This is a genomic window from Shimia aestuarii, from assembly GCF_022814865.1.
Taxonomy (GTDB): Bacteria; Pseudomonadota; Alphaproteobacteria; order Rhodobacterales; family Rhodobacteraceae; genus Shimia; species Shimia aestuarii_A.
The window spans coordinates 1-16,131 of record NZ_JAKVRD010000016.1; the positions used below are offsets into that span (position 1 = coordinate 1).

Consider the following 16,131-nt stretch of genomic DNA (forward strand, 5'->3'; position numbering starts at 1 on the left):
CCCCGTCAGAACCTCAACCTGCCTTAACTTCGTGACAATCTCTTCCGGCTTCGGTCGCTTGTTGGCCATGTGTTTCCTCCGTTTTCCTAAACATAGCGGAGGACCACTTCAGTGGGGGAGGATCAGCTTCGGGAAATGGGTTTTGAAAGTCTCTTGCAAGCGCAAGGCTTGCGTCTGGAAACGCTATGTCCAAACCCAAGCCTTCACACAAGCCTTCCCACTTTGCAAAAATGCGTTTCTTTCCGAGCTTGCTTGAAATGTTCAGGGCATGGTGCAGGCAATTCTTCAGTTGTCGAGCGCTTCTGAACTGAAACCAATCGGCCGCGCTATCGAATGCTTCTAGGGCCTCGGGGAGCTGAGCCATCTGCGCATGGTAGAGGCCGCGGAAAAAGCCGAGGCCAGCCAAGCGTGGCTGCCCCTCGAGACTGGTCTCAAGCATTTGGATAAGTCCAAGTGCACTTGTTGCGTCCTCGGCTTCTTTCGGGCGATGCGGATGTGTTAGCCAAGTGAGCTCATTGACCACATCCTCGCAGCGTTTGTCCAAACAGCAGGTGGAGGAATACTCGAGAGATTGTGTGAGTTCTTGGATCGCAGTTTGAATTTCAGAATAGTCGAATGGCAGTTCGTAACCGGGGCGGTGTTTGTGATGATCCACCATCTCGAGTTCGCAATATCTTCTATATAGCCGGGCGGCGAGAAGTGTTCTTGCGAACTTGCGATCCCAGTTTCTCATCAGCGCAAAAATAGTTGTGATCCGGGCATCATGTTGCCCCTTTAACCACCGGTCTATTGTTGCTTCCCAGTTTTCCTGCCCTTTGTGTAGCCCGGTAATGCTCTCGATTTCGGTTGCAATCTGTTTGAGGCCAAGGTCTTTGATGCGTGATTGCCAAAGGAGCTGCGTAGCTTGGTCTGGCTTGCCAAGAAGTTCGTTTGGGGCAACCCCAGTGATGGGGAGCAGGTTCTTGAAGAGCTCCAAGAAGCAACCACACGCGACACGATCAAACACACTCCGGATCACGTCTGTGGGTAAGGCTGAGCAATCTAGGTGCAAACATAATTGCGTGTAGCCCTTCAGCATTGGCAAAAAGTCGGTCGCCTCCCATTCGGTATTCCCATTTGCAGCATGGAATTCGCCCAGGTGTTTCTTGAGCATCGCGTTTGCAGCGCTTGGGGAGAGGGGCTTGCCCTTGCGAAGGCGTTGAAGCTCTTTCTTGAGCGCAAGCTCCTGCTCGTCACCAATGTGGGACATCGCGCGGATTAGGAATGCAACGATCTCGGAAGGCTGTGGTATAGGGGTGAGGGCATCTACCATGGAAATTCAGCCTGACATCTCTGTAGTCGCGTAAGTTCCGCTCTGACGTTGAGGTGCGTTCTCCGGTCGCTTGGTGTTCTTGATATGATGAGTAGTCCGCCACCGACAAGAAAGAGTTTTCCGTGCTTCTTTCCGTTCAGGAAACGCGCTCCGCGGGCGACTTCATCTGCAACGAGTCTGTCTAATTTTCTGTCTTTGGAATAGTGCATTTGTTGTCTCGAAAAGGGGTGGTGGTTGAACCACCGCCCGCTTGTGTCATTTGCTCTTGCCGCTACGGACAGCATTTTTTGCTGCGCTGCTTTGTGCTCGGGCGGCGAAACTTCCTTTGGAGGTCGTCCCACCGGTTCTGCGACTTGTCGAGGATTGAATGCGAGCCGCGGCCTTCGCGCTCATGGCTTTCGTTTTGGACATCCCGTTTTCCTTTCGATTTTGAGAATGCAGAATAAATGCGAAAGGGCGTGGGTGTTTTCAAAGGACAAGATGGGGACAGCGTTTCAGAGTTTTGCAAATACTGTTTCGGTTGGGTGCCGCATTTGCCAAGTATTGGGTGCGCGGACGTGCTTCACTGCTTCAGCTGGTCCCACAGCATATAGATGGGGTGCAATTTGGGGTATCTGTGGTGAGATATGGGTAAGATTATATTTCAAATCAATGAGATGGATATTTTTGGAGATTCCGCCCCCGGGCACCACTTATCAAGACTTCTTTTTGGGATGTTGGGCCGCTTGGGCGGTTTGTCTGCCGCTTTGCTTTGTGAGGGTATTTGCCTTTCGGGATGCGGCGGCGCGTGGGTCTTGGCTTCTTTCTTTGTGGCCGAGTCAGTATGGTGTGTGGCAAGAGGGTCAGAGCCATTGTGCCGGATCCGATTGCGGCAAGAGGGGGCGGCGCCAATGACTGTGAGCTTCAAGGAAGTCAAAGCCGATCTTCTCAATCAGATCGAGCGTGGTGTGATGCCGCCGGGGAGTCTGATGCCGAGTGAGATTGACCTTGCTGAAAGCTACGGTTGCGCACGCGCCACGGTGAACAGGGCGATGCGGGAGCTGGCCGACGAGGGGATTGTCGAGCGCAAGCGTAAGGCGGGGACGCGGGTGCGAACCTCTCCGATCCGGCAGGCGCGTTTCTCGATTCCGATTGTTCGGGAAGAGATCGAGGCGCAGGGGGCGGAGTATCGCTATGCCTTGGTCGCGCGGTCCTTGCAGGTGGCGCCCGACTGGCTCCGGGGGCGGCTCGATCTGGAGCCAGGGCAGGATATCCTACACCTTGTCTGTATGCATTATGCTGATGGTATGCCTTATCAGCATGAAGATCGCTGGATCAATCCGCGGACCGTTCCTGCCGTGCGGGATGCGGATTTCTCGGGGGCCGGGCCGAATGAGTGGCTTGTGGCAGAACTGCCGTTTTCAAACGCCGAGATCAGTTTCTCGGCGGTCGAGGCGGATCGCGATCTGGCCGATCATCTGGGCTGTTCCGTGGGCCAGGCGTTGTTTCGCACAGAGCGTACGACCTGGCTTCAGGGGAAGGCGATCACATTGGTGCGGCTGACGTATCAGCGTGGCCATAGGATGACCACGCAATACTAGACGCGCGCGCGGCGCGGCGCGCGGTCAGAGGATGCCGGGCAGGTTGAGCCCGTGCTCTTTCGCACAGTCCTTGGCAATATCGTACCCGGCATCCGCGTGTCGCATGACGCCTGTTGCGGGATCGTTCCACAACACGTTGGCGATGCGTCTGTCGGCGTCTTCGGTGCCGTCGCAGCAGATCACCATGCCGGAGTGCTGTGAAAAGCCCATGCCGACGCCGCCACCGTGGTGCAGCGAGACCCATGTTGCGCCACTTGCCGTGTTGAGGAGGGCGTTCAGGAGCGGCCAGTCGGACACGGCGTCAGAGCCGTCTTTCATCGCCTCGGTCTCGCGGTTGGGCGATGCGACGGAGCCGCTATCGAGGTGGTCGCGCCCGATCACCACCGGGGCTTTGAGCTCGCCGTTGCGGACCATTTCGTTGAAGGCGAGGCCGAGCTTGTGGCGCACACCCAAGCCCACCCAGCAGATGCGCGCGGGCAGGCCTTGGAAGCTGATGCGGTCGCGGGCCATGTCGAGCCAGTTGTGCAGGTGGGCGTCTTCGACAAGTTCTTTCACCTTGGCGTCGGTCTTGTAGATGTCTTCCGGGTCGCCAGAGAGGGCGCACCAGCGAAACGGGCCGATGCCGCGGCAAAAGAGCGGGCGGATATAGGCGGGCACGAAGCCGGGGAAGGCAAAGGCGTTTTCAAGCCCTTCTTCGAGAGCCACCTGCCGGATGTTGTTGCCGTAGTCCAAGGTTGGCACGCCTGCGTTCCAGAAATCGACCATCGCGGCGACATGGGTCTTCATCGAGGCGCGGGCGGCTTTCTCGACCGCCTTGGGGTCGCTTTCCTGTTTCTCACGCCACTCCGCGACGCTCCAGCCTTGTGGCAGGTAGCCGTGGATTGGATCGTGGGCCGAGGTCTGGTCGGTCACGATATCGGGGCGCACGCCGCGCTTGACCAGTTCGGGGAAGACATCTGCGGCATTGCCGATCAGGGCCACGGATTTGGCTTCGCCTGCTTTGGTCCAGCGGTCGATCATCGCCAGAGCTTCGTCGAGGCGATGGGTTTTCTCATCGACATAGCGGGTGCGCAGGCGGAAATCGGCGCGGGTTTCGTCGCATTCCACCGCAAGGCAGCAGGCCCCCGCCATCACCGCGGCAAGGGGTTGTGCGCCGCCCATGCCTCCGAGGCCGCCGGTCAGAATCCAACGGCCTTTGAGGGTGCCGTCATAGTGTTGGCGGCCTGCTTCCACGAAGGTCTCATAGGTGCCCTGCACGATGCCTTGCGATCCGATGTAGATCCAAGATCCGGCGGTCATCTGGCCATACATTGCGAGCCCTTTCTTATCGAGCTCGTTGAAATGGTCCCAGTTGGCCCAGTGCGGCACGAGGTTGGAATTCGCGATCAGGACACGCGGGGCGTCTTTATGGGTGCGAAACACGCCGACCGGTTTGCCGGATTGCACCAGCAGGGTTTCGTCGTCTTCAAGGGTCTTGAGGCTTGCGACGATGGTGTCGAAGTCGTCCCATGTGCGCGCGGCCCGACCGATGCCGCCGTAGACCACCAATTCATGCGGGTTCTCTGCGACCTCGGGGTGCAGGTTGTTCATCAGCATCCGCATCGGCGCTTCGGTCAGCCAGCTTTTGGCGGTGATCTCGGGACCGGTGTCGGGAAAGATGTCACGGATGTTGTGGCGGGGATTGGTCATCATTTGCCTCCAAGGATCGGGGCCAGGCTGGCCAGTGTTGCAAGTATTTCGGAGAGGTGAGGGCGGAGCCGCTCGGCCTTTGCGTCATCGAAGGCCCAGGGGGGTGTTTCCTCGGTGAGATAGGTCGATTGCGCCAGTTCCATCTGGATCGCGTGGATGCCTGTGTCGGGACGGCCGTAGTGGCGCGTGGTCCAGCCGCCCTTGAAGCGGCCATTGAGGGTTGTGCTGAACCCTTCCGCGGCTTGGGCGATCTTGTGTACCGCGTGCTCGATCTGTGGGGCGCAGGTGGTGCCGAGGTTCGTGCCGATGTTGAAGTCGGGCAGGAGGCCGTCGAAGAGGAACGGAATTCGGCTTCGGATCGAATGGCAATCATAGAGGATGGCGACGCCGTGCAAGGCGCGCACCCGCTCCAACTCGGCCTGTAGCGCGCGGTGGTAGGGGGCGTGATAGGCCTGTCGACGGGCCTCGATCTCGGTGTTGTCCGGTGGTCGATTCCAGATCGGTTCCCCATCGAAATCCGTCAGAGGCACCAGCCCGGTCGTGTTCTGGCCGGGATAAAGGCTATGGCCGGATGGATCGCGGTTGGCGTCGATCAGGTAGCGATGGAAGGTCGCGCGCACGGTGGTCACGCCGGGCAATAGCCCGTCGTAGAGCCTGTCGATGTGCCAATCGGTATCCTCGAGCCCTTGGCCGCGCGGATTCAGTTGGGCGCGAACCTCTTCAGGGAGCCAGGTGCCAGTATGCGGCAGTCCCAGAACGATCGGGCTGTCTCCGCGTGTGATTTCGACCGGTGTCATACGCAAAGCTCCGGCATGAGGGTTTGGGCTGCGCCGGTAAGGGCTGCGTCGCGCACCAGTGTGGCCGCCACTTCCAGATCGGGCGCCATGTAGCGATCTTCGGTGAGTGTCGGCACGCTTTTGCGCAGGTGGCTCAGGACGGCGGCAAGCGGTGGGCTTGTGCGAAGCGGGGCGCGGAATTCGATGCCTTGCGCCGCGCAGAGCAGTTCAACGCCGAGGATGCGTTCGAGATTGGCCACCATACGGCCTAGTCGCACCGCGCCATGCGCCGCCATGCTGACATGATCCTCTTGGTTTGCCGAGGTCGGGGTTGAGTCGGTCACACAGGGGTTTGCAAGATGCTTGTTCTCGCTCATCAGGGCTGCGGTGGTGACTTCTGCGATCATCAGGCCCGAGTTCAGTCCTGGCGCGGGGGTCAGGAAAGGCGGCAGATCGAAGCTCAGGGTCGGATCTACGATCAACGCGATGCGGCGCTGCGCTATGGCGCCGATCTCGGCGACGGCCAGCGCGATCATGTCGGCGGCGAATCCCACCGGCTCGGCATGAAAATTGCCGCCAGACACGATCAGGTCGGGGTCGCTCAGCACGAGCGGATTGTCTGTCGCGGCGTTGGCTTCGATCTCGAGCGTGCGGCCTGCCATGCGCAACATGTCGATGGCGGCGCCGGTCACTTGTGGTTGGCATCGGATGCAATAGGGGTCTTGCACCCGTGTATCGCCGGTGCGGTGGCTTTCGCGGATTTCAGAGCCATCCAGCAGGCTGCGCATGCAGGCGGCTGCCTCGATCTGGCCGGCGTGGCCGCGCAGGGCGTGAATCTCGGGTTGTAACGGAGCGGTTGAGCCCATGATCGCGTCGGTGGACATGGCCGAGGTCACCAGCGCCGATTGCATCGCGCGCCATGCGTCGAACAGCCCTGCAAGGGCGAAGGCCGTCGAAAACTGCGTGCCGTTGATCAGCGCGAGCCCTTCCTTGGCGCCGAACTCTACCGGCGCCAGCCCGGCACGGTTCAAGGCTTCGGCACCGGGAAGGGTTTCGCCTTGGAAGGTTGCTTCGGCGTGCCCCATCATCACCGCCGCCATATGCGCGAGCGGCGCCAGATCGCCAGAGGCACCGACCGAGCCCTGCACCGGGATCACAGGGGTCACGTCCCGGGCCAGCATCTCTTCGATGAGCACGACAAGGTCCATCCGCACGCCCGAGGCGCCGCGCCCGAGGCTCAGGAGTTTCAGCGCCATCATCAGCCGTGTCTGTGCGCGCGGAATCGGATCACCGACGCCGCAGCAATGGGACAGGATCAGGTTCCGTTGCAGCGTGGCCGTATCCTCGGCGGCAATCTTGACCGATGCCAGTTTGCCAAAGCCGGTGTTCACGCCATACACGGCCGCCTCGCCATTGGCGGCGGCTTTGATCCGCGCGGCGGCGGCGTGGATTGCGGCGTGGCTCGACGGGTCGAGACGCACGGCGGCGGCGTCGTGGTAGATATGGGCAAGATCGGCAAGTGTCGCTGTGCCGGGGGTCAGGGTCAGTGTCGACATGGAGCGTCTCCGAAAATACGCGTGTGCAGCGGGTTGAAGCCGATGCGGTAGGCAAGTTCTGCGGGGTCTTCGACAGACCAGACCGCCAGATCGGCGCGTTGGCCGCAGGCGATTGTGCCCACGTCTTTCAAGCCGAGGGCGCGGGCCGCATGCACCGTCACGCCGCGCAGGGCTTCTTCCGGTGTCAGGCGGAAGAGGGTGCAGCCCATATTCATCGTCAATAGGAGCGATGTCAGCGGCGAGGAGCCGGGGTTGGCGTCGGTGGCCAATGCGATTGGGACGCCTTGGTCGCGCAAAGCCGGGATGGGCGGCGCTTGGGTTTCATGCAGCGTGTAGAAGGCCCCCGGCAAAAGCACGGCGACGGTTCCGGATTTGGCCATGGCGGTGACGCCCGCGGTGTCGAGGTATTCGATATGATCGGCGGAGAGCGCGCCATAGCCTGCGGCCATCGCTGCGCCGCCGAGATTGGACAACTGTTCAGCGTGGAGCTTCACCGGGAGGTCGAGTTCCTTCGCCAGATCGAAGACGCGCGCGATCTGCGTGGGAGAGAAGGCGATGCCTTCGCAGAACCCGTCCACCGCATCGACAAGATCTTGTTCATGTGCGGCGCGTAAGGCCGGGAGGCAGATGTCGTCGATATAGGCGTCGGCGCGTCCCGTATATTCGGGCGGCACAGCATGGGCGCCGAGGAACGAGGTTCTGACCCGTACCGGGCGCTTTGTCGCCACCGCGCGGGCGACGCGCAACATGCGCAGTTCGGTCTCGATATCCAGACCGTAGCCAGATTTGATCTCGAGCGTAGTCACGCCTTCCGCGATCAGCGCATCGGCGCGGCAGAGGGCTGCGTCCAACAGCGCCTCTTCGCTCGCTTCGCGGGTGGCGCGCACGGTCGAGACGATGCCACCCCCTGCGCGGGCCACTTCTTCGTAGCTGGCTCCGTTCAGACGCATCTCGAACTCAGCGGCGCGATTGCCGCCATGGACCAGATGGGTGTGGCAATCGATCAATCCCGGCGTGACCAGGCGTCCGCCCAGATCGACCTGATCGCGAACGACCAGATCCTTGGGGAGGGCGGCGCGCGGGCCGACCCAACGCACGCGCCCGGCCTCGACCGCAATCGCCGCATCCGGGATCAGCCCATAGGGGCCGGGGGCGGTCAGTGTGGCGGCTGTCAAGTTGGTCAGCAGGTATGGGGCGGAGGTCATGGGGAACGTCTCTTGAGTTTACACTTTCCTAGTAGCGACGACTCGCTTATATGTCTATACATAACGATATTAAGTCCGGAAATAAACAGATGATACACGCGAAGCAAGCCTTGCTAGAGGATGGTTGGGCAACCGATGTGCGCCTGACAGTGGTGGATGGGCGTATTTCTTCGGTAGAGCGGGATGTGCCTGCGGTGGATGGCGATGCGCGGGTCGACGCGCTTTTGCCGGCGCTTGGCAACCTGCACAGCCATGCGTTTCAGCGCGCCATGGCGGGAATGACGGAGGTCCGGCAGGCGGGGCGCGACAGTTTCTGGACCTGGCGCGCGCTCATGTACCGGTTCATGGACCGCCTTTCGCCTGAACAGATCGAAGCGATTGCCGCGCAGGTCTATGTCGAGATGTTGGAAGCGGGCTATGCCAGTGTGGGAGAATTCCATTATGTGCATCACCAGCCCGGCGGCGCGCCCTATGACAATAGCGCGGAACTGTCAGAGCGCATTTTTGCGGCGACCTCTGAGACGGGTATCGGCCTGACGCACCTGCCGGTGCTTTATAGCTATGGTGGGGCGCAGCAGGCGGCCTTGGGCGCGGGGCAGACCCGTTTTGGCAATGATGTGGACGGGTTTCAGGCGTTGGTCGCGGCGGCGTCGTCCGGGCTTCGGGATTTGCCGAGCGATGCGCGTCTTGGCATTGCGCCGCATTCGTTGCGCGCGACTTCGCCGGAAGACCTTGGGCGTGTCGTTGCCGGGCATGGGGAGGGGCCGATCCATATCCACATCGCGGAACAGCCGCGCGAGGTCGAGGAGATCGAAGCGTGGCTTGGGGCGCGGCCGGTCGAGTGGCTCTTGGATCATCACATTGTGGACGCGCGTTGGTGTCTCATTCATGCCACCCATATGACCGGCACCGAGACCCGCCGTCTTGCAGGGTCCGGTGCGGTGGCGGGGCTTTGTCCGATCACCGAGGCCAATCTTGGCGATGGCCCGTTCAACGGACCGGACTATGTCGCGGCGGGAGGTCGGTTCGGGATCGGATCGGATTCCAACGTCAATATCTCGCTCACAGAAGAGCTTCGGACGTTGGAATATTCGCAGCGCCTTCGTGATACGAGCCGCAACGTCCTTACGCCCGGTGAAGGGTCGGTGGGGGCGTTTCTATACAGTTCGGCGGCGCGAGGCGGGGCGCAGGCACTTGCGCGGGAGGCCGGGGCGGTTGCGCCCGGCATGCTCGCCGATCTTGTTGCGATCAACAGTCAGGCCCCGTCGCTTTGTGCGCTGTCCCGCGACTCGCTTCTCGATGGGTTGGTTTTTGCCGCGAAGGACAATGTGGTCACGGATGTCTGGAGCGCTGGGCGGCATATGGTGCGCGACGGTCGTCATATCCGGCGCGCGCAGGTCGTTGAACGCTACCGGGCGGCGATGCGGGAACTGGTGCACGCGTAGGATGTGTTGCGGGCACCCGTGCGGGGCGTCATGCGGCCGACATCTCGGCGAGGCCACGGGTCCTAATCCCATGCGCAATTCTCTCGGCGCCTTCGGGTAGGACAAAACCTTCGTGCGGGCCGGGAAAGTCCACAACGGCAAGATCCCCGTCAATCACCTCACGCCAGAGCCTGATCTGTTCGGCGTCAATGCTGCCAGCTTCGGCTCTGAAGAAGATCGGCGCACGAATCCTGACGGGTTCAGGAGACCAACCGGCGAGCAGGGCGCGGAAGTGAAGGTGTCGGTATCCGCGGCGCAGATTGGTTTTGCCCCGCGCGCGGCGAGAGAGATGTTTCTGCCATTCGGCGATGTATTTGACGGGCACGGGCCAGCGGTTCTTTACAGAAGTGAAATCGGTGTCGACGATTGCGAGACAGCCGATCTCATACCCCCAGCCAACCAGAACACGCGCGGTTTCAAACGCAAGCACACCGCCGGCGGAACAGCCGATGAGGTCGATCGTTTTTCGATCTGTGGACTGGGCGATTGCGGTGGCTGCTTCTTCGGCGATGTTCTGAAGTCGATCAGAGGGGTTCCAACCGCCTTTGCCGAGCATCGGGGGTTTCACGCCGACGAGCCTTGCCGTGTCCGCCAGAGCGCGGGACAGGGCGAGGTACGCGCTATGATATCCGTTCAAGGGCGGTAGCGCATAGATTTCATGCGACGCCGTCGAATGGCCGATGGGAGAGATGACCCCTGTGACGTTGGTGTCCCGGCAAAACGCAATTGCGCGTGCCATGCTCTCGACCGTCGCGCCTTCTGCGAAGAGCAACTCGAACGGCAGGTCCATCCCGAGTTTTTGCTCAAGCTTCATCGCAAGGACCATCGCCTTGAGGGAATCGCCCCCCGCGTCGAAGAAGTCCTCTGTCTTGCCGATATGGGGACGTCGCAGGATTTGTGCCGTGTATTTGGCCACGACGGGTTCGTAGCGCGCGGACTCTGTGACGAGATGCAGCGTGGGGGCTGGCGCGCGCGGCGCCTCTTGCGTCGGGGCGTTTGCGGTGCTTCCTAAGGTCGGTGTCTCCCCTAGGATCTGGAGCACCTCCTTCTCAAGCGCAGCACTGAAGCGCGGGACGGCGTGGCCGTGTTCGTGTTGGCGGATTGATGCGGCTTCGCACCATTGGGTGATCTCGAGTTGTTGCGCCAGCGTATGTTGTTCGTCCGACCCCGAGACCAGATGCAGAGATCGGCAAGGGATCGGCGTGGTTGGGCCGTTCCAGGACGCATCGAGGCTTGAGGCCGGGCTTGGCGACATGCTGAGGAAGAACTCAAGCTCGGGGTGTTCCATCGCGATCAGGGCGGCCACGAGGGCGCCGTCGCAGATGCCGCCAATTGCGTCGATGGGGCCAAGATCTTGCAGGCTCTGGCGGACGGCGGACAGGCTTTGCTGCAAAGTGTCCGGCTCTGTCACGGCCCAGCTTCGGTAGGCCGGTTTCTTGTAGAGCCCCGCCTCGACGGCGATGGCATGAAACTCGGGCATTGGGGCGCAGAGGTGGGGGGCGTCCAGAAAGACGAATTCGACCTTGCCGGACAAGCGCCCGGTCCAATGCGTGGCGCGCAGGCTCTTTTCCATGAGGTCGGCGTCGGCACCTTCGCCATGCAGAAATAGCACACGTAGCGCAGAAGATCGCGGCGTTGCGGAGGGCGGCGGGTCTGTGCGCTCTTGTGGCGCCGGAGCGCCAGATCCCGGTGTTTTCAGGTCGGCGATCGCAGCAACGAGTCCGCGTGGCGTTGGGTGGTCGCTTAGGATCCATGTCGGGAGCTCAAGCTGAAACCGATCCCCGAGAAGTAAAGACAGCTCGACAGCAGCAAGCGAGTTGACGCCTGCGTCGGTCAGCGATGTATCCGGCCCCAAAGTGGTGCCCGCCCCGACATGCTGTTGGATCACCTCCAGAACCGCGGCGAGGCTAACCTCTGAGGCGGTTGCGGGGTGTGCGGATTGGACCGTCGCAGTGCGCGTGGAGTCGCGCAGGCGCGGGGCGGCCTCGTCATCTGACCAGATGTAGGTTTCGAGCAGTCCCGTCTGTCCCGGCGGCACCTTGGCATTGAAGCGCTCGGCGAACTGTGCCCGCTGTAGCTTGCCGTTGGGTGACCGGGGCAGGCTTGTGAGGTGCACGAGGGTTGTCGGGCGTTGTGGCGGCGGCAAATGTGCAACCGCCCAGCTATAGAGGTCGGATAGGGCCATTTCATCCGGGGCGCCGACCACAGCCAAGGCGACCTCTTCGCCAAGGTCATTGTGCTTGCGTGCAAAGGCCATCAGCTCTACGCGAACGCCATCGACAGTCCAGGCAGGATAGGGGGCCAGCACCCCTTCCACGTGGGCCGGGGGGATCGTTTCGCCTCCTGTGTTGATCGTGTCCTTGATCCGGCCCTCGATCCGGAGCCACCCGGAGCCATCGGCCGCAAGGCATCCTAGATCGCCGGTGCGGAAATATCCGCGCGGCGTAAAGCTATCGGTGTTTCGGCCACCGGTCTCGATATAACCGTCAAAGACACAGGGCCCTTTCACGGTGATCTCACCGACCTGACCCGGTGCCACAGGGGGTAGGGAGGGATCATCGTTGTCGACAATCTCGACGGAGACGGACGGCAGGACGCGACCGACGCTGCGCGGCTTTTCAAGGCGATAGGTCAGGGGCGGGGCGGCAATCGGCATCGCCTCGGTCATGCCATAGGTCGGCAGGACGGCGACGGCGTCTCCGAACAGATCTGCGAGGTCGCGGGCCATGGCATTCGGCAGGTCGGCGCTTGCGCTTCGGATGGCGCGCAAACGCGGCCAGGGGCGGGTGTCACGGAGTTCGGGATGGGTGCGGGCGTAGTCGAGCACCATGCCCCACATCGCCGGAACGAGATAGCACCAGGTTGCGCCTTGCGGGCCTGCGAGCGCGTCGAAAAAGGTCTTGGGGTCGAAGGCGGGCCGGTGGGTCATCCCGGCGGCGGCGAGAAGCGGGGCGATCAGGTTGCAGGCAATTCCGCCGACATGATGCAGCGGCAGCATGGACACCCCGATATCCGCAGGAGACAGGGTCAGCGAGGCCCCAATTCCGGCCCCGGAGCGCATCAGCCGCGATAAGGTAAACCCGACGCTTTTCGGCTCGCCTGTGGTGCCCGATGTGCGCAGGCGAAGCACCTCATCGTGCAAGCCATTCCTTGGCGTCTCTTGCGTTGGCACGGTCTTGGTGCGTGCTTGCGGTAGTTCGGCGAGGGCCAACCGGTTGATCGAGGTCAGTGCGATGATCGGCAGGCCCGGCCGTTTGGGGAGGCTTTTGGCCCTATCCGCGGCATCGCTTCCTGCGACGGTAAGAAGGGCGTCTAACCCGCCTTGTTCGATTTCGGAGGCGATCTGAGCGGCGGGGAGGGCGGCGTCGATCGGGACCGCAACATAGCGGTTCATGGTGGCAAGCAACGCAGCGGCAAGCTGAACGCCGTTCTCCACCAGAATGCCCACGCGTGCGCCGGGCGTGACATCCCACGGGGACAAATCGAACCCGGCAATGTAGCGGCGCAGCTCGCCGTAATTTACCCCTGCGGCAACGGACCAGAGCGCATGGGGCGCGGGCGGCAGGAAGGCTTCGATCCCCAACGTGTCTGGTGCGTTTTGGTCGAGGAGGTCCAGAGCGGTTTGGATCGGGTTGGTGTCCGGGGTGTCTTCGCCGCTTGGGAGGGGCTGCGCTGCACCATCCGGTTCAAGCCAGGCTGACTTCACGAGGGTGTTTGCCCAATCCGTATAGAACCCGCGCGGTTGCAACATATGCGGAAAGGTCGTGATTTCGCCCATGAGCGGCCCACGCACGCGATCGGCGTACCAATCAAGACGCACGAAAATCCCCATCTCACGCGCCAAGCGTTTGGAGTTGGCCAGCATGTCGGAAAGGCATGTGGGGTTTCTCGCGTCTACCATCGCCTGATCGGTGCAGACCAAGGTCCGGTGCGTGCGCCAGCAGGTGGCCGGATCCCATGCCGGTTGGGGCAACAGGCGAAACTCTTCGTCGAGGAAGGCGACCCAGTTGAAACCGTCCATGCGGAAATGCAGTTGAAGCCACAGGAACCTCTCGCCGATCATAAAGACCTTGTAGTCGGTCGGAGCGGGGAACCCTCTTTCGTCGAGGACGAAAGCCTCGATAAGGAAGGAGGAGAAGTTGAACGGAAAGACCTTGCCTTCGTGGCGACAGAATCCGCGCTCGGCCATCTTTGCGAGCTCTTGTCCGACGGTTGCCGGGTCGAAGGGAACGCCGCCTCGTGAGAGATCGATGCCGTTGCGCACAAGTGTCACGCCGAAGGAATGACCGGCGCCTACGGGTTTTATGACGAAGCTTTTCGGCAAATCCGGGGCCAGTTCGGTCAGCGCCTCTGCGATGCGGTCTTTCGGCACGATATGAAGTAGAACCGGCAGCGGCACATCGTGGCTTTCAAGAAAGCGGCGCTCTTTCAGCTTATCAAGCTGTGTGAAGGGGAACGGATTGCTTGGCGTGCCGATGAAGCGGTTTTCTGTGTCGCGGCGCAGTCGGAACTGCGCGTCGTGTTGATACCAGCGCTGTTGGCGGGCCACGAGCTTTTCATAGATGAAAGCCCCGCTCTGTGCGGCCTTGTCGACAAGGGCCGAGGTGTCGCGCACATGGGTGGCTGCGAAATCCGCGCGATCCACGACGCGGGCGATGATCTCGTGGATCTGGAGGCCGGCAAGGCGGTCTTCGGAAGCGGCGAGCAGGTCGCGCAAGATCTCGACAAGGCAATAGGGCACGAGGCCCGCCAAGACGCGATCTTCGGAGAACGCCCGGAAGATGGCCCCGACAGGATCGTGGGATTCTGACCCTGCCTTTGCAGGCAATGTGGCGCGCAGCAACAGGCCCCAGCGGGGTTGCTGCGGGCGTTGAACGGAATGCTCGATGATCTCGGATGCCGCGCCGGAGGCGGGTGTGGGGGTGCGGACGATATTGATATGCGGAAAACGTTCGATCAGTGCCGCGGCGCGCTGGCCCTCTGTTTCGGATGGATCGTCAGACCGTATCCAACCGCCGCGCGGCAGATCGGACACGCAGAGGTGCGCGCTGGAGAAGGCCTCGTGCGTCTTGTGGCAGAGGGAGGCGAGTGTCTCGTCCTTTTCCAGCCTGACCGCCACTGGCACCGAGGTGTCGAGGCAGCCAACGGTGTCCTTCAGCACCGGATCGCGTTCGCGGTTTGACACGACATGGCATAGGAGCGTGTCTTGGCGTCCTGAGAGCGCCTTGTCTTCTCCGGTGAGGCGAGCGATCAGCGCCGAGGCCAGGGTATGCAGCAGCAAGGGAAGCGTTGTGCCAAGGCGCGCGGCGCAACGTTCGAGCGCGTCGGTCTCGGAAAGGCGCAGCTCTGCCTTGGCGTCAAGGCTCGCGAAGATGTCCCAGGTTGTCTTGGCGACGCGTGGCAACGGTCTTGTGGTTGTGATGTCGGCGCGGGCAAGACATGCGTCGAGGGTGGTCGCGTGCTGTGCGCCGTCCGGGCCATTGGCGCGCTGGGCTTTCCAGATCGCGACGTCGGAGAAATCAAAACCCTTTGCTTCGGCGTTTTGCAGGCGGTTTGAGGCAATCATCTCGCGCAGCTGTCGAGCGAGCCTGTGCATGCTTATACGGTCCGAGAAGACATGGTGCATCGTGATGCACATCCAATGACGGCCTTCGCTATTCGGGTCGGAAAGGATCAGGGCGCGGGTGGATGGCTTGAACGGCGAGCAGGGCTTGCCTTCAAAGGCTTCGATCAGGCGCATGGCCTCTTGGTCGGATGCGGGTGCGTCCTTGACCTCGACCGGAAGCTGGAGACCGGGCAGCGCCTGTTGTTGTACCGTGTCGCCTGACTGCACCAGAACCATACGCATGGCCTCGTTCGCGTCGCAGAGGGACTGCGCGATTGCGGGCAGAAACGGCGCGCGGATAAGCGAGGCAGGCATTGATAGACAGAGGCTTATGTTCGCCCATGGCCCCCAGCTTTCTTGCTCGAGCTGCGCCCACAAGACCTGTGGCCCAGCGAGGGCAATAGGGGCGGATGGGTCTCGAAGATCGGACGGTGCGGGCCGGGCTGCGGTTTTTTCGCCAAGGGCCTCAAACAGGAGGTCAATGCTGGTCTCACTGAGGAGAAATTCATAGGCTACGTCGTAGCCGAGCAATTGAAGCTCTTCCAAAAGCTCCGCAGCGCCGAGCGAGTCGAGCCCTTGAGAAACAAGGGACCGTTCCGCATCAACGGGCGTTTGCAGAATTCTCGAGGCAAGGTCGATCAGGGACGTCCGGGAGATCGGATCGGACAGCTCATCTCTGAGCTTTGAGGCCATGGCAATGATCCTCTACAAAAAATCGTTAAACACATACTTTAGCATTACCAGCGTCGAAAAAAACTTATCCAAAATACACCATTACGGCAATAGAAGAGTGGTCTGTATGTATCAAATTGAAACGGTGCCAAGGGCGCTTGTCCAGACATGAGTGTGAGATGTTTTGGACTCCGATCGTGTTTTGACCGCGTGCCTGATTTCCGCGCGGTGCCGCCTTGTGACGCTTACCAC

Annotated in this window: 8 protein-coding genes; 2 read left to right on the plus strand and 6 right to left on the minus strand. The window is 61.5% G+C overall.

All coding sequences use genetic code 11. The features are described 5' to 3' along the window. Window positions 1-13 precede the first annotated feature (13 nt). Window positions 14-1,312, minus strand: a complete 1,299-nt coding sequence (locus MK745_RS14395) for a hypothetical protein (RefSeq protein WP_243613999.1) — start codon at window positions 1,310-1,312, stop codon at window positions 14-16. A gap of 890 nt (window positions 1,313-2,202) precedes the next feature. On the opposite strand from MK745_RS14395, the gene MK745_RS14400 reads away from it, so the two are divergent. Next, entirely contained in the window at window positions 2,203-2,892 is a 690-nt protein-coding gene (locus tag MK745_RS14400; protein ID WP_243614000.1) for a GntR family transcriptional regulator, read from the plus strand. 24 nt (window positions 2,893-2,916) lie between these two features. Here MK745_RS14400 and hutU read toward each other — a convergent pair whose 3' ends face one another. Genes hutU through hutI form a run of 4 tightly spaced genes read right to left on the minus strand, consistent with a single transcriptional unit; the run spans window position 2,917 to window position 8,118 of the window. Beyond that, a complete protein-coding gene (gene hutU / locus MK745_RS14405) occupies window positions 2,917-4,581 on the minus strand; it encodes a urocanate hydratase (RefSeq protein ID WP_243614001.1) in 1,665 nt (554 codons plus the stop codon). After that, window positions 4,581-5,378: an N-formylglutamate deformylase gene (gene hutG, locus MK745_RS14410; protein WP_243614002.1), complete on the minus strand. Its 798-nt coding sequence runs from the start codon at window positions 5,376-5,378 to the stop codon at window positions 4,581-4,583. The genes hutU and hutG overlap by 1 nt, the downstream gene beginning before the upstream one ends. Then, window positions 5,375-6,913, minus strand: coding sequence for a histidine ammonia-lyase (gene hutH, locus MK745_RS14415; protein ID WP_243614003.1), 1,539 nt, complete (start codon window positions 6,911-6,913; stop codon window positions 5,375-5,377). The genes hutG and hutH overlap by 4 nt, the downstream gene beginning before the upstream one ends. Then, the gene (gene hutI / locus MK745_RS14420; RefSeq protein ID WP_243614004.1) at window positions 6,901-8,118 is read right to left on the minus strand and encodes an imidazolonepropionase; all 1,218 of its coding nucleotides are present in this window, start codon (window positions 8,116-8,118) and stop codon (window positions 6,901-6,903) included. The genes hutH and hutI overlap by 13 nt, the downstream gene beginning before the upstream one ends. A gap of 89 nt (window positions 8,119-8,207) precedes the next feature. Here hutI and MK745_RS14425 point away from each other — a divergent pair, with 89 nt between their 5' ends. Beyond that, window positions 8,208-9,563: a formimidoylglutamate deiminase gene (locus tag MK745_RS14425; RefSeq protein WP_243614005.1), complete on the plus strand. Its 1,356-nt coding sequence runs from the start codon at window positions 8,208-8,210 to the stop codon at window positions 9,561-9,563. Window positions 9,564-9,591: 28 nt separating this feature from the next. Here the strand turns inward: MK745_RS14425 and MK745_RS14430 are convergent, their stop codons facing one another. Then, a complete protein-coding gene (locus MK745_RS14430; protein WP_243614006.1) occupies window positions 9,592-15,900 on the minus strand; it encodes an AMP-binding protein in 6,309 nt (2,102 codons plus the stop codon). Window positions 15,901-16,131 lie beyond the last annotated feature (231 nt).